14 protein-coding genes and 1 tRNA gene are annotated in these 17,851 nt (G+C 65.6%); 11 read left to right on the top strand and 4 right to left on the bottom strand.

What is annotated here, in order from left to right:
- Positions 1 to 21 precede the first annotated feature (21 nt).
- Genes VI08_RS12460 through VI08_RS12450 form a run of 3 tightly spaced genes read left to right on the top strand, consistent with a single transcriptional unit; the run spans position 22 to position 5,481 of the window.
- Positions 22 to 2,787, top strand: a complete 2,766-nt coding sequence (locus tag VI08_RS12460; RefSeq protein WP_045829901.1) for a DUF2339 domain-containing protein — start codon at positions 22 to 24, stop codon at positions 2,785 to 2,787.
- On the top strand, positions 2,777 to 4,144 hold the full coding sequence (locus VI08_RS12455) for a DUF3999 family protein (protein WP_045829900.1): 1,368 nt from the start codon (positions 2,777 to 2,779) through the stop codon (positions 4,142 to 4,144). Before VI08_RS12460 ends, VI08_RS12455 begins: the two co-directional genes overlap by 11 nt.
- Positions 4,145 to 4,152: 8 nt before the next feature.
- On the top strand, positions 4,153 to 5,481 hold the full coding sequence (locus VI08_RS12450; protein ID WP_045829899.1) for a replication-associated recombination protein A: 1,329 nt from the start codon (positions 4,153 to 4,155) through the stop codon (positions 5,479 to 5,481).
- 125 nt (positions 5,482 to 5,606) lie between these two features.
- On the opposite strand, the gene VI08_RS12445 is transcribed toward VI08_RS12450, so the two are convergent.
- Positions 5,607 to 7,433, bottom strand: coding sequence for a M3 family metallopeptidase (locus VI08_RS12445; protein ID WP_045829898.1), 1,827 nt, complete (start codon positions 7,431 to 7,433; stop codon positions 5,607 to 5,609).
- Positions 7,434 to 7,476: 43 nt separating this feature from the next.
- Entirely contained in the window at positions 7,477 to 8,235 is a 759-nt protein-coding gene (locus tag VI08_RS20910) for an AraC family transcriptional regulator (RefSeq protein WP_052697879.1), read from the bottom strand.
- 370 nt (positions 8,236 to 8,605) lie between these two features.
- On the opposite strand from VI08_RS20910, the gene VI08_RS12435 reads away from it, so the two are divergent.
- From VI08_RS12435 to VI08_RS12405, 8 genes are all read left to right on the top strand, one after another.
- The gene (locus VI08_RS12435) at positions 8,606 to 9,808 is read left to right on the top strand and encodes an MFS transporter (RefSeq protein WP_045829897.1); all 1,203 of its coding nucleotides are present in this window, start codon (positions 8,606 to 8,608) and stop codon (positions 9,806 to 9,808) included.
- An 80-nt stretch (positions 9,809 to 9,888) separates the two neighbouring features.
- A complete protein-coding gene (locus VI08_RS12430) occupies positions 9,889 to 10,461 on the top strand; it encodes a hypothetical protein (RefSeq protein ID WP_045829896.1) in 573 nt (190 codons plus the stop codon).
- Between the two features lie 86 nt (positions 10,462 to 10,547).
- Positions 10,548 to 11,828 (top strand): serine--tRNA ligase, encoded by a 1,281-nt coding sequence (serS, locus tag VI08_RS12425; RefSeq protein WP_045829895.1) that lies wholly within the window; start codon positions 10,548 to 10,550, stop codon positions 11,826 to 11,828.
- A gap of 177 nt (positions 11,829 to 12,005) precedes the next feature.
- On the top strand, positions 12,006 to 12,170 hold the full coding sequence (locus VI08_RS21815) for a hypothetical protein (RefSeq protein WP_157006718.1): 165 nt from the start codon (positions 12,006 to 12,008) through the stop codon (positions 12,168 to 12,170).
- Positions 12,171 to 13,152: 982 nt separating this feature from the next.
- Entirely contained in the window at positions 13,153 to 13,563 is a 411-nt protein-coding gene (locus tag VI08_RS12415; protein ID WP_045829893.1) for a hypothetical protein, read from the top strand.
- A 536-nt stretch (positions 13,564 to 14,099) separates the two neighbouring features.
- Positions 14,100 to 14,474, top strand: a complete 375-nt coding sequence (locus VI08_RS21810; RefSeq protein ID WP_157006715.1) for a DUF6984 family protein — start codon at positions 14,100 to 14,102, stop codon at positions 14,472 to 14,474.
- Between the two features lie 250 nt (positions 14,475 to 14,724).
- A complete protein-coding gene (locus VI08_RS12410) occupies positions 14,725 to 15,066 on the top strand; it encodes an Imm40 family immunity protein (protein WP_045829892.1) in 342 nt (113 codons plus the stop codon).
- A gap of 103 nt (positions 15,067 to 15,169) precedes the next feature.
- A tRNA-Ser gene (locus VI08_RS12405) sits at positions 15,170 to 15,259 on the top strand.
- Positions 15,260 to 15,269: 10 nt separating this feature from the next.
- On the opposite strand, the gene VI08_RS22065 is transcribed toward VI08_RS12405, so the two are convergent.
- On the bottom strand, positions 15,270 to 16,775 hold the full coding sequence (locus VI08_RS22065) for an XVIPCD domain-containing protein (RefSeq protein ID WP_332308642.1): 1,506 nt from the start codon (positions 16,773 to 16,775) through the stop codon (positions 15,270 to 15,272).
- A gap of 308 nt (positions 16,776 to 17,083) precedes the next feature.
- Positions 17,084 to 17,587, bottom strand: a complete 504-nt coding sequence (locus VI08_RS12395; RefSeq protein WP_157006712.1) for a hypothetical protein — start codon at positions 17,585 to 17,587, stop codon at positions 17,084 to 17,086.
- Between the last annotated feature and the right edge of the window lie 264 nt (positions 17,588 to 17,851).

The raw sequence follows: 17,851 nt of genomic DNA, 5'->3' as shown, positions 1-17,851 counted from the left end.
TGTGGTGAGGTAGGCAAGGGCATGTACGTGGTGTGGGCGATCGTCGGTGCCATCGTGGGTGGCTTTGTCGGGCAGGGCGTCGAGGGCGCCGTTGCCGGCTTTGCCATTGGGCTGCTCTGGGCGCGGCTGTCGCAGACGCGGCAGGAGCTGGCGCAGTTGCGGGCCGAGGTGCTGGCTAGCCGGTCACCTGCGGCGCCCCCGGCGCCTATCGCCCGCGAAGCGGGCTCCCACACGCTGCCGACGGTACCCGCGGATTCGGCAGAGGGGTGGGAGCGGCCTTGGCCGCGATCAACCGAAGCGGAACCACCCCCGATGCCGACAGCGGCTTCCGCGCCGCCGGTTCCCGCTGCCGCGCGTACCTATACGCCGCCAGCCCCACCGATCCCGCCCGCCTGGCAGGCCCCGGCGCCCGCCGCACCCGCGGAACCCACGGGCCCGTCGCCCGTCGAGCGTTTCTTCGACACGGCGAAGCGCTGGTTCACCGAAGGCAACGTGCCGGTGAAAGTGGGCATGCTGGTGCTGTTCGCCGGCATCGCCGCCTTCCTGAAGTACGCCACCGACCAGGGGCTGCTACACGTTCCCATTTCCGTCCGTCTTGCGATCGTCGCGCTCGCTGCTGTCGCCGGCGTCGCGTTTGGCTGGCTGCAGCGCGATAAGCGGCGCTCGTTTGCGCTCTCGCTGCAGGGCGGTGCGCTGGGCGTACTGGTGATGACGGTGTTCGCCGCGTACCGGCTCTACGGGCTCATCGATTCGCTGCCGGCCTTCGTGCTGCTGGTGGTCTTCGTCGGCTCGCTGGGCATCCTCGCCGTGTTGCAGGATGCGCTGGCGCTGGCCGTGCTTGGCCTCGTCGCGGGGTTTGCCGCGCCGATCATCGCGTCGTCGGGGCAGGGCAACCACGTGGCGCTGTTCTCGTACTACGCGGTGCTTAACCTGGGCATCCTTGGCATCGCGTGGAAGAAGGCGTGGCGCATCCTCAACGTGCTCGGCTTCGTCGGCACGTTCGGCGTCGGCACCGCGTGGGGCGTGCTGGCGTACAAGCCCGCGCTGTTCAACAGCACCGAGCCCTTCCTCATCCTGTTCTTCCTGCTTTACGTGGCGGTGCCGTGGCTGCACGTGCTGCGCTCGCCGCGCCGCGACCGCGCCATCCTCGATGGCGGCCTGATGTTCGGTACCCCCATTGTCAGCCTGCTGCTGCAGGGTGCGTTGCTCGACTGGGCGCCGATGCCGCTGGCGATGTCCGCGCTGGTGGCGGCGGCGTTGTACGTGGCCATCGCGTTCGCGGTGCGCCACCGCGAGGACATGGCACTGCTGCGCGAAACGTGGGCCGTGCTCGCCGTGGCCTTTGCCACGCTGGCCGTGCCGCTGGCGTTGAGCGCAAGCATCACCGCGTGCGTCTTTGCGCTGGAAGGCGCCGGGCTGGTGTGGCTGGGGTTCCGCCAGCAGCGCCGCCTGCCGCGCTGGGGTGGCATGGGTTTGCAGCTGCTGTCCGGTGGTGCGTGGGCGCTCTCGGAAATCTTCGCGAACCACTACGGCGCCACGCCCTTCCTCAACGCGGCGTTCGTGGGTTCGATGCTCATCACGCTCGGCGCCGTCGTGTGCCTGTGGCAGTACGACCGCCACAGCACGTCCAAGGGCATCGGCGGCCTGGCACGCATGGGCCTGCTCGCGTGGGCGGTGGCGTGGTGGCTGGGTGGCTTCAGCGTGGAGATCGACACCTTCGTACATGACGAGGCCGCTCGCTGGGCCGCCTTCATGGCAGTGCTTTCCGCCACCGGCGCGTTGCTGGCGCTCGCCGACCGCCACGTGCGCAAGCTCGACCTTGGCCTGGTGCTTGCCTGGTCGGTGCCGCTCGCCTTGCTGGTGACGCTGGCCGTGGCTGGCTTTGCGGATGCGGACGGTATCCAGGTCTTCGCTGGCTGGCCGCTGGCCGCCTTGGCGGTCGCGGCTGCCACGGGCTGGTTCTCGCTGCGCGCGGTGGTGAAGCATGCAGGCGCCGCCGTCACCGGCCAGGCGGTGTGGTGGGCGCGCTGGCTGGTGCTCATCGCCGTCGGCACGCACGCGGCCTTTGGCTTCCAGCCGGCGGTGGGGGATGGCTGGGTGTTCCTGGCCTACGTGGCGCCCACGCTGCTGCTCACCAAGCTCGCCTTGTGGTGGCCGCGTGCGATCACGCCACCGCTGCCGGAACACGCGCATGCGATTCGTCGCGTTGTCGGCGTTGGGGGGCTCTTCCTCAGCCTGTGCATCGGCGTCGTCGCGCTGGGTACCGCGGGCAACCCGGCCCCGTTGCCTTTCATCCCCGTGCTCAACCCGGTGGAGCTCGCGCTTGTATCGGTGTTCGGCCTTGTCGCCCGCACACTGTGGGACAACGAGGTACCCGCCGCCGTGCGCGGCCCGCGGCCCGCCGTCCTCGCGGTGGCGTTCTTTGCGGTCGCCACCAGCATGACGCTGCGCGCGGTGCACCACCTGGGCGGCGTGCCCTGGGATAGCCACATGGGTGCCTCCAGCCTGGCCCAGTTGTGGCTTACCGTCGTGTGGAGCGCCATCGGCGTCGTGGCCTGGGTGCTTGGCTCGAAACGCGGCCAGCGCCTGCTGTGGATGGCCGGCGCAGGTTGCATGGCGCTGGTGCTGGCCAAGCTTCTCCTCGTCGACCGCGGCCACCTGGGCAATCTGTTCGGCATCGCTTCGTTCATCGCCTATGGCCTGCTGTGCACGGTCATCGGTTACCTCGCACCCGCACCGCCAAGGCAGGCCACCGTCAATGCACCGGATTCCCACCATGCGTCGTGATGGCCGCGTCGGCCTGTTCGTGATCTACGTGGCCGCGCTGGGCGCGGTGCTGACACCCGCCCATGCGGGCGACGACACGGCCTATGCCTATACCTGGCCCATCACGGCGCCCAAGGGTGCCGCGGCCTATCTCGTCGAGCTGCCGGAGCAGGCCTACGCGTGGGCGCTGCCCGACGCCGACCTGGCCGACGTGGTGGTGGTCGACGCGAAAGGGCGCGAGGTGGCCATGGGCCCGTACTGGCCCGCCCCCGCCACGACGCACCCCGTGACCATGGACGCGGCGTTGCTGCCCGTGCCCAACGGATCCGACAGCGCCGCGGGCCCCAGCATCCGCCGTAGCACCAACGGCGACATCGTGATCGAGCCCGGCGCGGCGGCGGCCACCGGCAGCGTGCACGAGTGGCTGTTCGATGCGCGTACGCCCATCGCGGCCGAGCGCGTCGAGTTCCCGCCGACGCAGCGCGACGTGAAGCTCACCGTCGACATCGACGCCAGCACCAACCTGCAGGACTGGCAGCCGCGCATCGCGGGCGCCTCCATCGTCACGTTGGGCCACGGCGACGGGGCCGTCGATGCCCGCGTGGTGACGCTCGCCGGCCCCGCGGCGCGGTACTACCGCGTGCGTACCGGCAGCGACGATGCCCCATGGGGCGACGGGGCCCGGGTGACCCTTTCCGGTGGCGTCGTGGACGCCGCGGCCCGCGACGAAGCAAAGCGAGCGTGGACCGACGTGGCCAGCACCGCGACCACGGCCAGCGGCGGCGGTGCGGATTACGATTACAAGTTGCCGGCCGCGCTGCCGGTCAGCGCCGTCCGCGTGGCGCTGGGGCAGGGCGATAGCGTGGCGCGGTTGTCCGTCACCGCCATCACCGGGCCGGTGAGCGGCGACAGCCTGGGCACCATCGTCGTGACGCCCGGCGCCGACAACCGCCCGCTCGGTTTCAACCCGGCGCGCCGCGACCTTATCCGGCTGCATTCGCCGACCCCGCTGCGCAGCCCGCCCCGGCTGGCCGTGGGCTGGCGCCCCGACCGCTTCGTGTTCCTGCCCGAGGGCGAGCCGCCGTACCGCCTGCAGGTGGGCAGTGCCGGCGGCCGGCGCGCCGCGTGGCCCATCGACGATGCCATGGCCGCCCTGCGCACCCGCAACGGCGCCGCCTGGCGGCCCGAGGCGGCGAGCCTTGGCGAAGGCCATGAACTGGCAGGGCGCAAGGCGCTTGTCGGTGCCACGGGCATCGACTGGACCCGCCCGCTGCTGTGGATCGTGCTGCTGCTGGGCGCGGCCCTGGTGGCCGGCATGGCGGCCACGCTGCTGCGCAAGCCGCCGCCGACGGGCGAGGACCCCGAAGACGCGCGATAATAGGGGGTATGCCGTCCTACCAAGCCCCCGGCCTGTTCGCCGAACCCGAAGCCCTCAAACCCCTCGCCGAGCGCATGCGCCCGCGCGGCCTCGACGAGATCGTTGGCCAGCAGCGCGTGGTGGGCGAGGGCAAGCCGCTGCGCCGTGCGCTCGAGGCCGGCCGTGTGCATTCCATGATCCTGTGGGGGCCGCCCGGCTGCGGCAAGACCACGCTGGCGCTGCTCGTGGCCCGCTACGCCGATGCCGATTTCCGCGCCATCTCCGCGGTGATGAGCGGGCTGCCCGATGTACGCAAGGCGCTGGCCGAGGCCGAGGGCAACTTCGCCCAGGGGCGCCGCACCGTGCTGTTCGTGGACGAGGTGCACCGCTTCAACAAGGCGCAGCAGGATGCGTTCCTGCCGTATATCGAGCGCGGCGTCATCATCTTCGTCGGCGCCACCACTGAAAACCCCTCGTTCGAACTCAACTCCGCGCTGCTGTCGCGCTGCCGCGTGCACGTGCTGGATGCCGTCAGCGCCGATGACATCGTGGCCGCGCTGCGCCGCGCGCTGGGCGATGCCGACCGCGGCATCGGCGAGCTGGGCCTCGCCGTGGACGACGCCACGCTGAAGCTCATCGCTTCCGCCGCGGATGGCGACGTGCGCCGCGCGCTCACCCTGCTGGAAATCGCCGCGGAACTCGCCGAAGGCGGGCGCATCGATGACGCCACCCTGGAGCAGGTGCTGGCCGACCGCACGCGCCGTTTCGACAAAAGCGGCGAACAGTTCTACGACCAGATCTCGGCGCTGCACAAGTCGGTGCGTTCCTCCGACCCCGACGCGGCCGTGTACTGGCTCACCCGCATGCTCGACGGCGGCTGCGACCCGCTCTACCTCGCCCGGCGCATGACGCGCATGGCCGTGGAAGACGTGGGCCTGGCCGAGCCGCGCGCGTGGCGCATGGCGCTCGACGCCTGGGATACCTACGAGCGCCTCGGCAGCCCCGAAGGCGAACTCGGCCTGGCCCAGCTCGCCATCTGGCTCGCCATCGCGCCCAAGAGCAACGCGGCATACATGGCTTACAACAAGGCCAAGGCCGTGGTGCGCGAGATGGGCACGCTCGACGTGCCCATGCACCTGCGCAACGCGCCCACCAAGCTCATGAAGGGGCTTGGGTACGGCCAGGGCTACCAGTACGACCACGACGCTGAAGGCGGCATCGCGCTCGACCAGGTGTGCCTGCCCGATGAGCTCGTGGGGACGACGTTCTACGAGCCGGTGGACCGCGGGCTGGAAGTAAAGCTACGGGAGAAGCTTGGGGCGTTGCGTGAGGCGCGCGCGGCGGCGCGGAAGAAATAGCGCCTGGCCTGCTCCCTTGTAGGAGCGCGCTTGCGCGCGAAATCTTCTCGCGACCACGAATCACACCCTGTGGCGGCTGTTCGAAAAGCAATCGCGCGCAAGCGCGCTCCTACAGGGGAGCGGCGTTATTTGTAAAGCTTGCCCAGCGCGGCGACCTTCGCCTGGATCACCGTCATATCCGCATCCACCAGCTCTGCCGGACTCAAATCCTTCCCGAAGAAGTGCTTCAGCAGCTCCTTCGGCGGTGCGTCGAACCCTTCGGCCATCAGCGCCGCATAACGCTTCTGGAAATCCGTCGGGTCCTTCGTGGCCATGGCGAACATCTTCGTGGCCAGCAGCCCGGCGTAGAGATAGTTCGCGAGGTAAAGCGGGTCTTGGTACATCAAGCGCTTGCCCATCCACGCGTGGGCGAGCTCCGGATCCTTCGCGGGCCAGATCTCGAAGCGCTTGGCGGTGTCCAGCGTGAAGGCATCCAGATCGGCGGCGTTCTTGAACTTGCCCGCCACCACGCCGTCGTAGATGCCCGCTTCCAGCTGCGCTTCCTCAGCCGAGGTGAAGATCTCGAACGTCATTTCGTCGAGCTGAGACTGCAAGTAGTACGCCTTAGCCGCCGGGTCGTTGGTGTGGCGGTAGAGGTATTCGTAAAACAGCATCTCGTTGAGGATCGCGATGCCTTCCATCATCCAGTTCGGGCCGCCCCGGTAGAACGGCGAGACGCCGTGCTCGTCCATCAGCTGCTGGTTCAGGGCGTGGCCACCTTCGTGCGCCACCACGCTGGCGGCGCCCATCTTCGGCACCCACTGGGAGATGAAGAGCGTCGCCGGTGCGCCGGGCGCGGCGATCGCGAAGGCGTCGCTTTCACGCGTGCCCAGCGTCGTGGCCAAGTCTGTGCGGTGGTTCGCGGGGTCGAGCAGGGCACGGAAATGCGCGCTGTAGTCGCTACCGATGGGCGCCAGGGCCTTCGGGATCACGTCGCGCATGGCGGCTTCGTCGAAGGCCGGTGGCGTGAAGTCGTCAAGCGGCGCCGACAGATCCCAGCTGTGCACGTCGGCGATGCCAAGCACCTTCGCAATGTGCTTCGCGCGCAGGGCCTGATAGGCCTGGAGCACCTGCGCCTTGTCTTCCACGGCTTTCGCCGTGGCATCGACATCCGCGCGCGTCAGGAAGCGGCTGAAGTAGACGTCGTTCGGCGCGTCCGCGAAGTGGCGCAGCTTCGCCACCTTGTCGTTGAGGCGCACGATGCCCATGAGCGTGGCGGCATAGGTCTCACCCTGCGCGGCCTGCGCCTTCTGTTCCTGCTCCCACGCCTGCTCGCGTACGGCGCGGTCGGGGTCTTTCGCGAGCTTGCCGGCGTCCTTGATGGCATCGAGGTCGCCGTGTGCCGTGGGTACCTTGCCACCGTCCATGGCGCGGCGCGTCTTCTGGTAGATCGCCCAAAACGCTTCGCTGTCCTGGTCGCCGATGTCATCCATGATCGCCTGCTCGGCTTCGGGTAGCTCATGGGGCTGATGGCGCGTGGCCTGTTCCAGCAGCCAGTGGTATTCGCCGAGGGCGGGTACGGCGGATGTGGCCTTCGCGAAGCCTGCATCACCCACGTTGCGCAGGGTCTTTCGCATGCGGTCGTAGCCGGCCTGCTTCGCTTCCGCCAGCGCCGAACGGGCCGCGCGGGACGCATGGTCGTCGACGTCCAGCGCCGTGTGCAGGTGCAACCACGCATCGTGCCGCTGCGACCGGGCGAGCAGCGCTTCGACGCGGTGCATGTAGTCGAGCAAGGCCTGCGGGTCGGGGTCCTGCAGCACCGGCACGGCCTTCCAGTCGGCGGTGAGCGCGGTGCGATCGGCGGCTTCCGCGTCCGCCGAGGGGTACCAGATCGACGGGTCGATATGGCTATCGGCGGCATGGGCCGTGCAGGCGGCGAGGGCGATCAGGCAGGCGAGGTAGCGTTTCTTCATCGGGCCACGCTAACAGCGGCCCGGGCCCCACGCTTTACGCGGATTAGCATGCCTTGCGCCACGCCGTTGGCGTGGTGGCGTGGACGGCACGGAACGAGCGCGAGAACTGCGCCGCGCCGGCAAAACCGCATTCCAGGGCTATATCCAGCAGCGGCCTCTTCGTGGTGCGCAGCAAGTGCGCGGCGCGCTCCACGCGCAGGCGGCGCAGGTAATCACCCGGCGTGCAGTGGTGGAACAGGCGGAAGCTGCGGGCCAGGTGCACCGGGTGGCGCCCGGCGACGGTGGCGAGGTCGGCTAGCGTCGTATCGCGCGCCGGGTCTTCGTGCAGGTATTCACGAACGCGGCGGAGCCAGCCGGGTTCCATCACCGTGAGTTCGGCAAGGCCACGGCCGGTTTCGGCGAGCACGTCGAGCGCAAGCGCCTCGGCGCTGAGCGTGGCATGGTCGTCATCGATGGCGAGGGCCTGCACGATGCGCCGGCCCATGGCCTGCAGGCTCGCCGAGCGGTGCATCAGCGGCCGGCCGTCGAGGCGTGCGCGGTGTTCCGCCAGCAAGCCGGCCAGCGTGTCGTCGGGATGGAAGATGACCTTGCGCGCGCCCTCGCTGCCGAAGCGCTGGCCGTGCGTAGCGCCGGCCGGGCAGAACAGCAGGTCGCCTGGGCCGTGCTCGTTTCGCATGCCGAGGATGCTTTCCTCGTAGGTGCCATCGACCACGAGGCAGAACCAGGCCTCGTCGTGGCGGTGCTCCCCCATGCGGCCGCCGGGCCGGTATTCCGATACATGCAGATCGACAATGCCGCTCACAGCTCGCTCCCTAAACCATGACCGCCCGACTATACCCTTGTAGGTGTAGGAGCGCGCTTGCGCGCGACATCTTTTCGCGAAAGCCTGCAAGGCCTGTGGCGGCTGTGCAAAAGGCATCGCGCACGGAGTGCGCTCCTACATGGGGTGGGGAATGCGAATAGGTATCGCGCGCAAGCGCGCTCCCACAGGGGCGTGGCTGGGGTTTTGCGGGGTTTGGAACGCGAATAGCCAGCGGGCCGCAGCGCGGGCAAGATAGGTCCACAACTTCCCCGGGGCTCCACGCTGTGCCGTCCGGGCGGCCGTAGGCGTTCACGTCAACCAACGCGCGTCCTGGCCTTCCGGGTGGAAGGTCGCTTGCCGAGTGGTTGACATGACCAAGATACCTCCCCAGGCCTTGCTGGCCTGCCTGCTGATGTTTTGTGCCGGCCTCGCCGATGGCGTGCTGGTGCCCTTCCTGCCCTTGTGGGCCACCGGCGAGGCGCATGTGCCGGTCGCCCTGGTGGGCCTGTTGTTCGGCTGCTATGCCGGTGGCGAGCTGCTCGCCGCGCCCTTCGTCGGCGGCATCGCCGACCGCGTGGGCCGGCGTGTCGTCCTCATCGCCTCGTCGCTGGGCGTCGGTGCCGGCATCGCCGCCTTGTTCTTCGTCCATGGCTGGCTCGCCGCCGCCGGCGTCCTGCTGGTGACCGGCTTGTTCGAGTCCGTGCTGCACCCGACCATCATGGCCGTCATCGCCGACGTCATCCCGCAGGAGGGCCATCGCCGGTGGTTCAGCGTGGCCGTCGTGGCGTCGGGCGTGGGCCATGTGGTGGGGCCGCTATTGGGTGCCCTCGTGGCCATGACTTCGTTGAAACAGGTGTTCCTGGTCGCAGGTGCGCCGCTGTTCGTCGGTGGCCTCGTCGTGGCGTTGTTCCTTGCCGAGACTGCGCATGGCATCAACGGCGAAGGCGATGACGACGAAGAGGAGGAAGGCCTGTCGGCCCTCGCACCGATCTTCCGCGACCGCCGCCTCGCCATGTTGCTGGTGTGGGTCGTCGCCTTCGAGGTGGTGGGCAACTGGGTGCAAGCCGTGCTTCCGATCTACATGCGCGATGCCGGCACCTTGGGCGCGTCGGGCGTCGGCGTGTTGTTCGCCGGTTCCGCGGCGGTGATGGCCGTGCTGCAGCTCGTTGTCACCCGCGTCACCGAGCAACGTCCGGCCTCGTCGCTGACCTTCGTCGCAGGCGTCGCCACGCTCATCGCGTTCGCCGTGCTTTCGGCCTCGGCCAGCCTGCCGGCGGCGATCATCGCCCTGGGCCTCGTCAGCCTCGCGCACATGCTCGTCGGGCCCCTCGTGCCCACGGCCGTGAGTGCGCTGTCGCCGCCGCACCGGCGCGCGTCGTACATGGCGGCGTCGTCGGTCGCGGTGGACCTGAAGGATTCACTGGCGCCGGCGATGGGTACCGCGTTGTATGCGTTGTCGCCGGTGTTGCCGTGGTTCATTGGCATGCCGGTGGTGATGGCGGCGGCGTTGGGGCTGGGGCGGATGGTTTCGGGGCAGGAGGCATCGCGCGCGAGCGCGCTCCCACAGGAGTAGACGGCACCCGTGCCATAAGTCAGATTCCCCAGCCCCACGCCCAGTCGTACGCTCGGGCAAATGGACCCGGGAGAGCCGCCATGCGCATCGCCATCGCCACCCTGATCGGCGGCCTCGTCATGTTCCTGTGGGGTGCGTTCGCGCACATGGTGCTGCCCCTGGGCGAGATGTCGATGCGCGCGCCGATCGACGAGAACCGCCTGCTCGATACGATGCGCACCGCCTTGCCGCAGGAACCGGGCGTCTACGTCATTCCGCACTTCGACCCGTCGATGCGCGGCGATGACAAGGCCCAGCAGGCCTTCGCGCAGAAAAACGAAGCCAACCCCTACGCCTTCATCGTCTACCAGCCCCAGGGCCGCAACCCGCTGGCCATGGGGCACAACCTGTTCCACCAGTGGGTGGGCGATACGTTGGCGGCGCTCATCATCGCGCTGGTGCTCATAAGGGCAGGGGCCTCGTTCAGCCGTGGCCTGCTGTTCGGGCTCGGCTTCGGCGTGTTCACCTGGCTCACCCTCAGCGTGCCGTACTGGAACTGGTACCGGTTCCCCACGGCGTTCACCCTTGGGTACCTCATCGAACAGGCGTTCGGCTGGCTGCTCGCGGGGGCGGCCATGGGCTGGTGGCTGAGCCGGAAGCGCGCCACGGGCTGATCGGTGGTGGCCATGGCCGGCGGAGTTCCGGCCGTGGCGGGCGGTTTTTTGCCATAATCCCCGTTCGACCCCGAAGGAACGCACCCATGCTGGACCCCGCACTCCTGCGCGGCCGCCTTGCCGAAACGGCAGAGCGCCTGCGCGCCGCCCGCGCTTTCGACCTCGACGTGGCCACGATCGAGCGCCTGGAATCCGAGCGCAAGGCTCTCGCCACCGAGACCCAGGAGCTGCAGAACCTGCGCAACACGCGTTCCAAGGCCATCGGCCAGGCCAAGGCCAAGGGCGAAGACGTGGCCCCGCTCATGGCTGAAGTGGCCGGCATCGGCGACAAGCTGAAGGCCAACGAGCACGCCCTGGCGGATGTGCAGGCCAAGCTGGCCGACATCGCCTCGGGCATCCCGAACCTGCCGGACGCCTCGGTGGCCATCGGCAAGGACGAGAGCCAGAACGTCGAAGTGCTGCGCTGGGAACACCCGCGCCCGTTCGATTTCCCGGTGCTCGACCACGTCGACCTGGGCGCCCGCCATGGCTGGCTCGACGCCGACGCCGGCGCGAAGCTCAGCGGCGCCCGCTTCACGGTGCTCCGCGGCCAGCTGGCCCACCTGCATCGCGCGCTCGCCCAGTTCATGCTCGACCTGCACACCACGCAGCACGGCTATCTCGAACACAACATCCCGCTCATCGTGAACGCGGATGCCATGTACGGCACCAGCCAGCTGCCGAAGTTCGAAGAAGACCTCTTCGGCGTCATGGTCGACGACAAGAAGCGCTACCTCATCCCCACCTCGGAAGTGGCGCTGACCAACCTCGTCGCCGACACCATCGTCGAGGCCGACCAGCTGCCCATGCGCCTCACCGCGCACTCCCTGTGCTTCCGCGCCGAGGCCGGCAGCTACGGCCGCGATACCCGCGGCATGATCCGCCAGCACCAGTTCGAGAAGGTGGAAATGGTGCAGGTCACCTCGCCAGAGACCAGCTTCGAGGCCCTCGAGGAAATGGTCGGCCACGCCGAGGCGGTGCTGAAGGCACTGAAGCTGCCGTACCGCAAGTTGATGCTGTGCACGGGAGACATGGGCTTCGCCGCCGCCAAGACGTACGACCTCGAGGTGTGGCTGCCCAGCCAGCAGACCTACCGCGAAATCAGCAGCTGCTCGAACTGCACGGATTTCCAGGCGCGGCGCATGCAGGCGCGTTGGCGGAACCCGGCCACCGGTAAGCCGGAGCTGGCCCATACGCTGAATGGCTCGGGCCTTGCGGTTGGCCGTACGCTGGTTGCCGTGATGGAGAATTACCAGCAGAAGGACGGGAGCATCGAGGTACCTGAGGTGCTTCGGCCGTATATGGCTGGGTTGGAAGTGATTAGCTAAAGCGCAGCCGCCGCAGGACGCCCGGAGGGCGGTCCCGACCAACGGGAGGGATCGTCGCGAAGCGGCGAACAATCCCACTCGGCGTCTGAGTCGGCGTGCTGGTGATGGGAGCAAGCGTTTAGTCGTCCGCAAGCCATGTCTCTTACCATGCCCGCATGGCGATGCAGCGAATTGGTGATGCGCCCTTACACCATGGTAAGTATGGCGATTCCAGTTTCGGTATTGAAGGCAGCTGAGAGCGTTACAGTAGACGGAAATATTGATGCCTCCGCCTTGCGCGAACAGCAACAGGAGCAGTTCAAGCCGATGGTGCGCTATCACATGGAATTTCCATGGGACTAGGACTTACGATGAATGCGGACGTGCGTTTACGGGTACACCTCCTTCCTTTCTTGCACCAGACGATGCTCGTCCGTTCTTAATCGAAAAAGAAGCTTGCGAGTTGATCTACGGTCACACTATTGGAACGGCGGAGATTCTCGAGGTGCTCGTTAGCTAAGCCGGAGACCTCCGCGTGTAGCTTTGCCGCATCAGGCCATTTTCGGTGCAACGGCTTTTTGAGCTCGAGTCGCTGCGCCACGACGGAGAGCACATCAAGGCATCTGACTGTGATTCCTTTCGCGTGGTTTGAAAAAACGTAGGCTGACCTTGTGTCGGACGATGTATGCCCATGATGAGAACAGCGGGACGACGTATCGGCTTGGCCTTCCTGTTGGCGCCCCTGACGCCAGCGGCGATACTTGTGTTGTTGTCCCTCTTCGGCAACCCGCTTGAAGGGTTGTGGGCGACCCTCCTTGTGGTTCCAGCGTGTTACGTCGTCGCCATCGTGCCAGGCGTGCCAACGTTCTATCTCTTTCGCTCCCTACGGTGGGATACCGTCTGGGGTTGCATGTGCATTGGAGTCCTGTGCAGCTGGGTTGCGACGCTTTATTTCATGACCAACTCACTGACTCAAGCGATGTCGTCTCCACGGGCGTCGGCGTGGGCGCCCTCTATCGTTGTCGGAGTGCTTGACTCACTGCTCGGCGCGTTCACGGGGTTCGTCTTCTGGCGTGTCGCCAGAAACACGCCTGTTGGGCCACCGTGAAGCATGCTCGGGGCTAGGATCGCCGGCTCTTTGAGATTGAATCGGTGAGTTGCGGCGACGAGGTGGTCAACCGAGCGGCGTGGTTACCTAGGGATGGTCCTAGACGGCCGTGCCCCTTTTCTGCTGCGACCAGCTTGCAGTGCAGATTGAAGGTTATCTTAACGCGACCGATGACCGCTTCGGTCGAAGTCAGAATAATTATTTCTCGGACGTCCCGGTCCTGCACGGAGATTCGCCATGATTGTCTGGGTCATGTCTGCGCTTCTGTCCTCGGCTGACGCTGATCCACCCCGAACCGTTCCAAATGTGTCCACGCTCAACGCGAATAGAGAATCTTTCTCAGGGCAGGAAGTTACGGTCAAGGGTTACCTGTGGATAGGCCCTGAGCAGCTGTATATCGTCGACAGGCGTTTTTATTCTGATGATGGTTGGAAAAGGGCGTCAGGTTGCTTGAGCCTGGTGAACGTCGGTGACATCGACAAGGAAGCTGGCTTGTCGGGTAAACTCGTTGAAATCACGGGAACTTTCGTAACAGATAACATTACCTACGGTATCAGTCTCATGGTGTGCGGGGAGACAGGCATCGACCTGCATGGGGCGCCGGGTACTGCAATCAAGGCTATTGTTCCCAAGCGAAAGAAGAAGTGACCGGGTATGAATTCATGGGGTGCGCCCCGTATGCGCGCCGTCTATGCGCTTCATTCCGAGGGCCCTTCATCTTTCGTCCTTAGCGACGGCGAGGAAACACTTTTTGCCAACTGAGTCGTTGCAAGGGGAGGCGGGGATCGTCGCGCGCGGGGAATGAGATGAGGCGAGACGCAACGGTTGTTTTGGAGCTTTTGGCGACATCGGCAGGTGGAAGAGAGGCTCCGATACCCGAGGGACCGTTTGAAGCAGAAATCTCCTTCGACGGGCAGCTTCGACACCGCTTCACCGCCAATCTCACCGAAAAGCTCAAGCCGGGTGAGAGACGAGGAGTCGACGTGGTGTTCGTATCCCACGGAAGTGTTGTCCCCGGAATTGGGTTGCGGACGCCTCTCGGGCTGATGGAAGGCGGGATGGCTGGGTCCGGCCGGGTGCTCGCGTTGTGAGCGGCCCGTGATTAACGATATGCACGTCGTATACCGGGCTTTGCCTCTATCTGGCGGTCAAGTTAACGTTGGCACGGTATTCCAGGTGAAGTGATGATCGATATGCGTCGACTTACAGAGCTGGAAAGGAAAGCGCTTTTTGCTTTGGCCAATGCGGTTGGAAAGGATGATGAACGCGAACAGCTCATGTCCGACTTAGAGCATTGCTTCGTCGAAGAGGCGTCACCCGATGGATCACGTGTCGTCTTCCACATTGATGGTTATCAGCGTCCACCGTACCGTGGGCAAGACGCCTTCCGTGGCAAAGATCACTTTCCTTTAGAAGGAACCGTCAAGGATTCAGATGGTACCGACATGGATATGGCTATCTATTTAGACAAGAACAATCGCTTGCTGGAGTTCGAATTGGTCAAGCATGCCGTTGGTCCAATCGGGAAGCCGGACTGGCTTAGTTTTGGGATGAAGTGAAGCCAAATCTCATTCGATGTCCACACAAGAGAAAGGGGGGCGAGGGGCTTCTTTATCGCAGTCATGCCCTCGGCTTGGTGAAAATGACTCGTTCCTGGAAGTGTCCCTGACTCCGTCACGGGATGCCGGGTCAAGTTCAGTTCGCGCTTAGTGTGTCTAGGCGTAGCGGAGGACCGGAGATCTGCATCCCCTCATCTTCGCCAAGCTAAGCTTTCGCAGATTGGTGTGCCGCGCCCCGGGAATTGAGATCATGAGCCTTCCTCAACGATATGCGGATTTGCTCGCGAGCAACGGGCTAGACCTTCAGGAAGCCTTCTGCATTGCCGATATCGCGCTCGATAGACGATCCACGCTTCATGCGATTGATATTCTGGCGGAGGATGGAGCAACGATCCTCGGCGGGGATGTTTACTTGATGTCCAGCGGAAAACTACGGCTCGCGTTGGCGAACTGGTATACGGAGGCCCTGCCTGGTGAGAGCATGGATTCACTCGCCCGCAGATCAATCGCTGAAAGTCGGCAATATGTCACTTGTTTTGAAGGGCCCGATGGTGAGGTGCCGTATTTTTCCCTAGTGGTCGATCAGATTTGATATGGCCGAGCGAGCGATACTGGAGGGCGCGATCAGCAATGCATTCAGGTACAATCGCCGCGCCGGGGCAACCCCGGGGCGCTTCTAGGGCGCAGAAGAACACGGAGAGATGGCCGAGTGGTTTAAGGCAGCAGTCTTGAAAACTGCCGTAGGTGTAAGCCTACCGTGGGTTCGAATCCCACTCTCTCCGCCACCGTCTCCAGCTACATGCCATGCCCGCCATGCGTTATGACCGGCCCTTGCGCCTGCTGTGCGTTGAGTTGCTGGCTCTGCGTTTGTTGCTGTTGTTGCGCCTGATGCTGCTCAAACTGCTGCATGGCCTGCGGCCACTGGGCGCCACTCTGGTCCATCGGTGTCATGGCCTCAGCCGTGGGAACACTGGTCCGTAAGTCAAACAGGTGGTCCGTGCGCCCAGGCGGTGTTTGTACCGCCCACAGTCGCTGACCATCGGTGGACAGCGCAATCTGATCGATGCGCTGTAGTCCATCAGCCCGGGCTTGAATAACGGTGGCCGACGCCAACTGGTCAGTGTGCACATCGGGAGTGCGACCGAGACTCTTATCCAGCGCCACGACGTGCCCGCGGACTTGTTGATACAGAGCGTGGTCCGGGTGCGCAGGATCGTCCAGACGTTGCGGCGCCACCGGTACATGCTGGTACTGGTGCGGTCCGTCGGCGGTATGGTCGAACGTGTGTGGCACCGCCGGCTGAGCGCTGCTGTCAAGGTAGGGGATGGACCGCTTGGAGGGCGCCAGATTCAGGCCGGCCTTCTCCATCATGTCCTCATATAGCCCCGCGTGCGTCATGTTGAGCTGGATCTGCGGAGCCGGACCCCGGCCGTGTGCAGCCACACGCTCTTCCGCACCGATGGTCGCCACGGCCCAGCCGGCGTAGTAGTTTGGATAATCCTGCACCCCGCCGTGGCCTAAGGCCATGGTGTTGCGCGTGTCCCCTGGTTGACGGTGCGTGGCTGTGGGACGGTCAAAATAGTTATGTCCCATAGCCGCCACATTGGCCGGCGTCTGCGCCAAGCTCAAATCGGGGTTGAGCTTGAGGTTGGCGTGAGCCACGAAGCCTGCTCCATGCGGCTCAATAAAGTCTGCAGTGCGCGCGGGCAGCACATTGGCCATGTCCGTCAGCGAGACGTGTCCCTGATCGTGTTGGACCCGGCTGCGCAGCGCATTCCATCCCGCTATTTCTGCACCTGCTTCATCGTCGCGACCGGACTGAATGTACCGCTCCACTAAAGCAGTGTAATCGTGCACGGGCCCCCGGGTGGCCGCCAGCGCGCGCACATCGGTCACGAACGCTGTACGCGCCTGCGCGGCGACGTGCGCGTTGAACCCGTGTTGGACTTCGTGGCCGATGACGAAGGTCAAGTCGTGGGGATTGTAGGAGCCGGCGCCTTGCGATCCACGCGTGATGAGCGACTCGCTCACCAGATTCATGGCGTGGCCTGGCGCGTTGAAGCTGCCACCCACGCCAGCGCCTGGTGCGGTGAACGCAAACGACTCCAGGATGCGGTGCGAGGGTTGTAGTGGGTCCGCCATGGTCGCTGCGCGCTTGATGTCGTCGGCAAGGACCGGCGAGCCGTTGAGCGTGCCTTGAAGATTATTAAGCATGTCCTGCGAGACGGGGTGTGTCGCACCGGCGGCGTCCCTGTAGCTCTTGGCGCCGAACTCCACGACCATCGCTTGTACGCGTAGCACGGCGTGCAAGTCAGCCATTGGAGCAGAGCCACTCGTGGGGAAGGCTGCCGCTGGAAGTGTCAGCGTGCCGGCCGCGCGGTCGTAGAAGCCAATGGGCGCGTCCTTAGTGCCGGGGGCCGTGGGAGAGAACCCATGCAGGGCTCCGGACGCAGCTGCGCCGTCCAAACGTCGGGTCACATCGGGGTCGGATGCGAGGGCCACTTGCAACGCTGCGACGTCCGCGGGGGTTACGCCCGGCTGTTGGGCAAACTGATGCACGGCCGCGTCGAGGGCCGGGTGAGGCGTCGCCATGGGCAGTCCTTCGTTCTTCAGTGACCGTCGGTGGTCTGGATGGCCAGCACGCACGCGGTGCCGCCAATGTCGGTTCCGTCGCGCGGGGTAAGTGTCAGCACCACGTCGTTCTTGCTGAACTCGACAGCCAGGATGCTGCCGATTTCCGAGGGTACTGGCCGCTCGACCCAGCCATGCGTGGTCAGCGTGCTGCGCAGCCGGTCCAAGGGCAGTGCACAGACTGGGGTGGCATCGGCGGCCCGGTCCGCATGGTCGAACCAAAAACGGAAACCGTTCTTTATCGATGGCCGGGCATCAGACTGCTGAAGCCAGTACGTCCAGCCTCGGCCAAGGTCCGGACTGTGATAGACCGTCCAGCCAGCCCCATTGGTGCTATCGGGGCCAAGTTGGACTCCGAAGGCCTGCCCAAGAGGTTCGGGTTTGAGCGTGGCAGTGCTATGCAGGGTCGACAGGAAAGCAAGCAGGTGATCCACGGCCGCACGCGCGCCGGGCAGCGCATGGCCTTCAAGGGAGGAGGTCATTGGGCGTTCCAGGGTAGTCGAAGGGTGAGACGTGGTGGCGTCGCTAGCGGCGGTGGGCACGCTTATGTCAGAAGCTGGCGCGGCGCACGCCATCACCAGACCGGTCACGGCAAAGGCAGCACGCATCATCGGGGCATCATCCGTGGCTCCTTGGGGGACACCGCATTGGGCGGCGGCAGGGGGCATCTTAGCGAACTGAAAGGCGACCGGTACGGTAATCGTCCACGAAATTGATTGACATCAGTGATACGTGCTTCAAAGGGC

This window comes from Luteibacter yeojuensis (genome assembly GCF_000964085.1).
In the GTDB taxonomy this organism is placed as follows: Bacteria; Pseudomonadota; Gammaproteobacteria; order Xanthomonadales; family Rhodanobacteraceae; genus Luteibacter; species Luteibacter yeojuensis_A.
The sequence above is the reverse complement of the archived record's forward strand: the minus strand, read 5'-3'. Positions and strand labels throughout refer to the sequence as shown.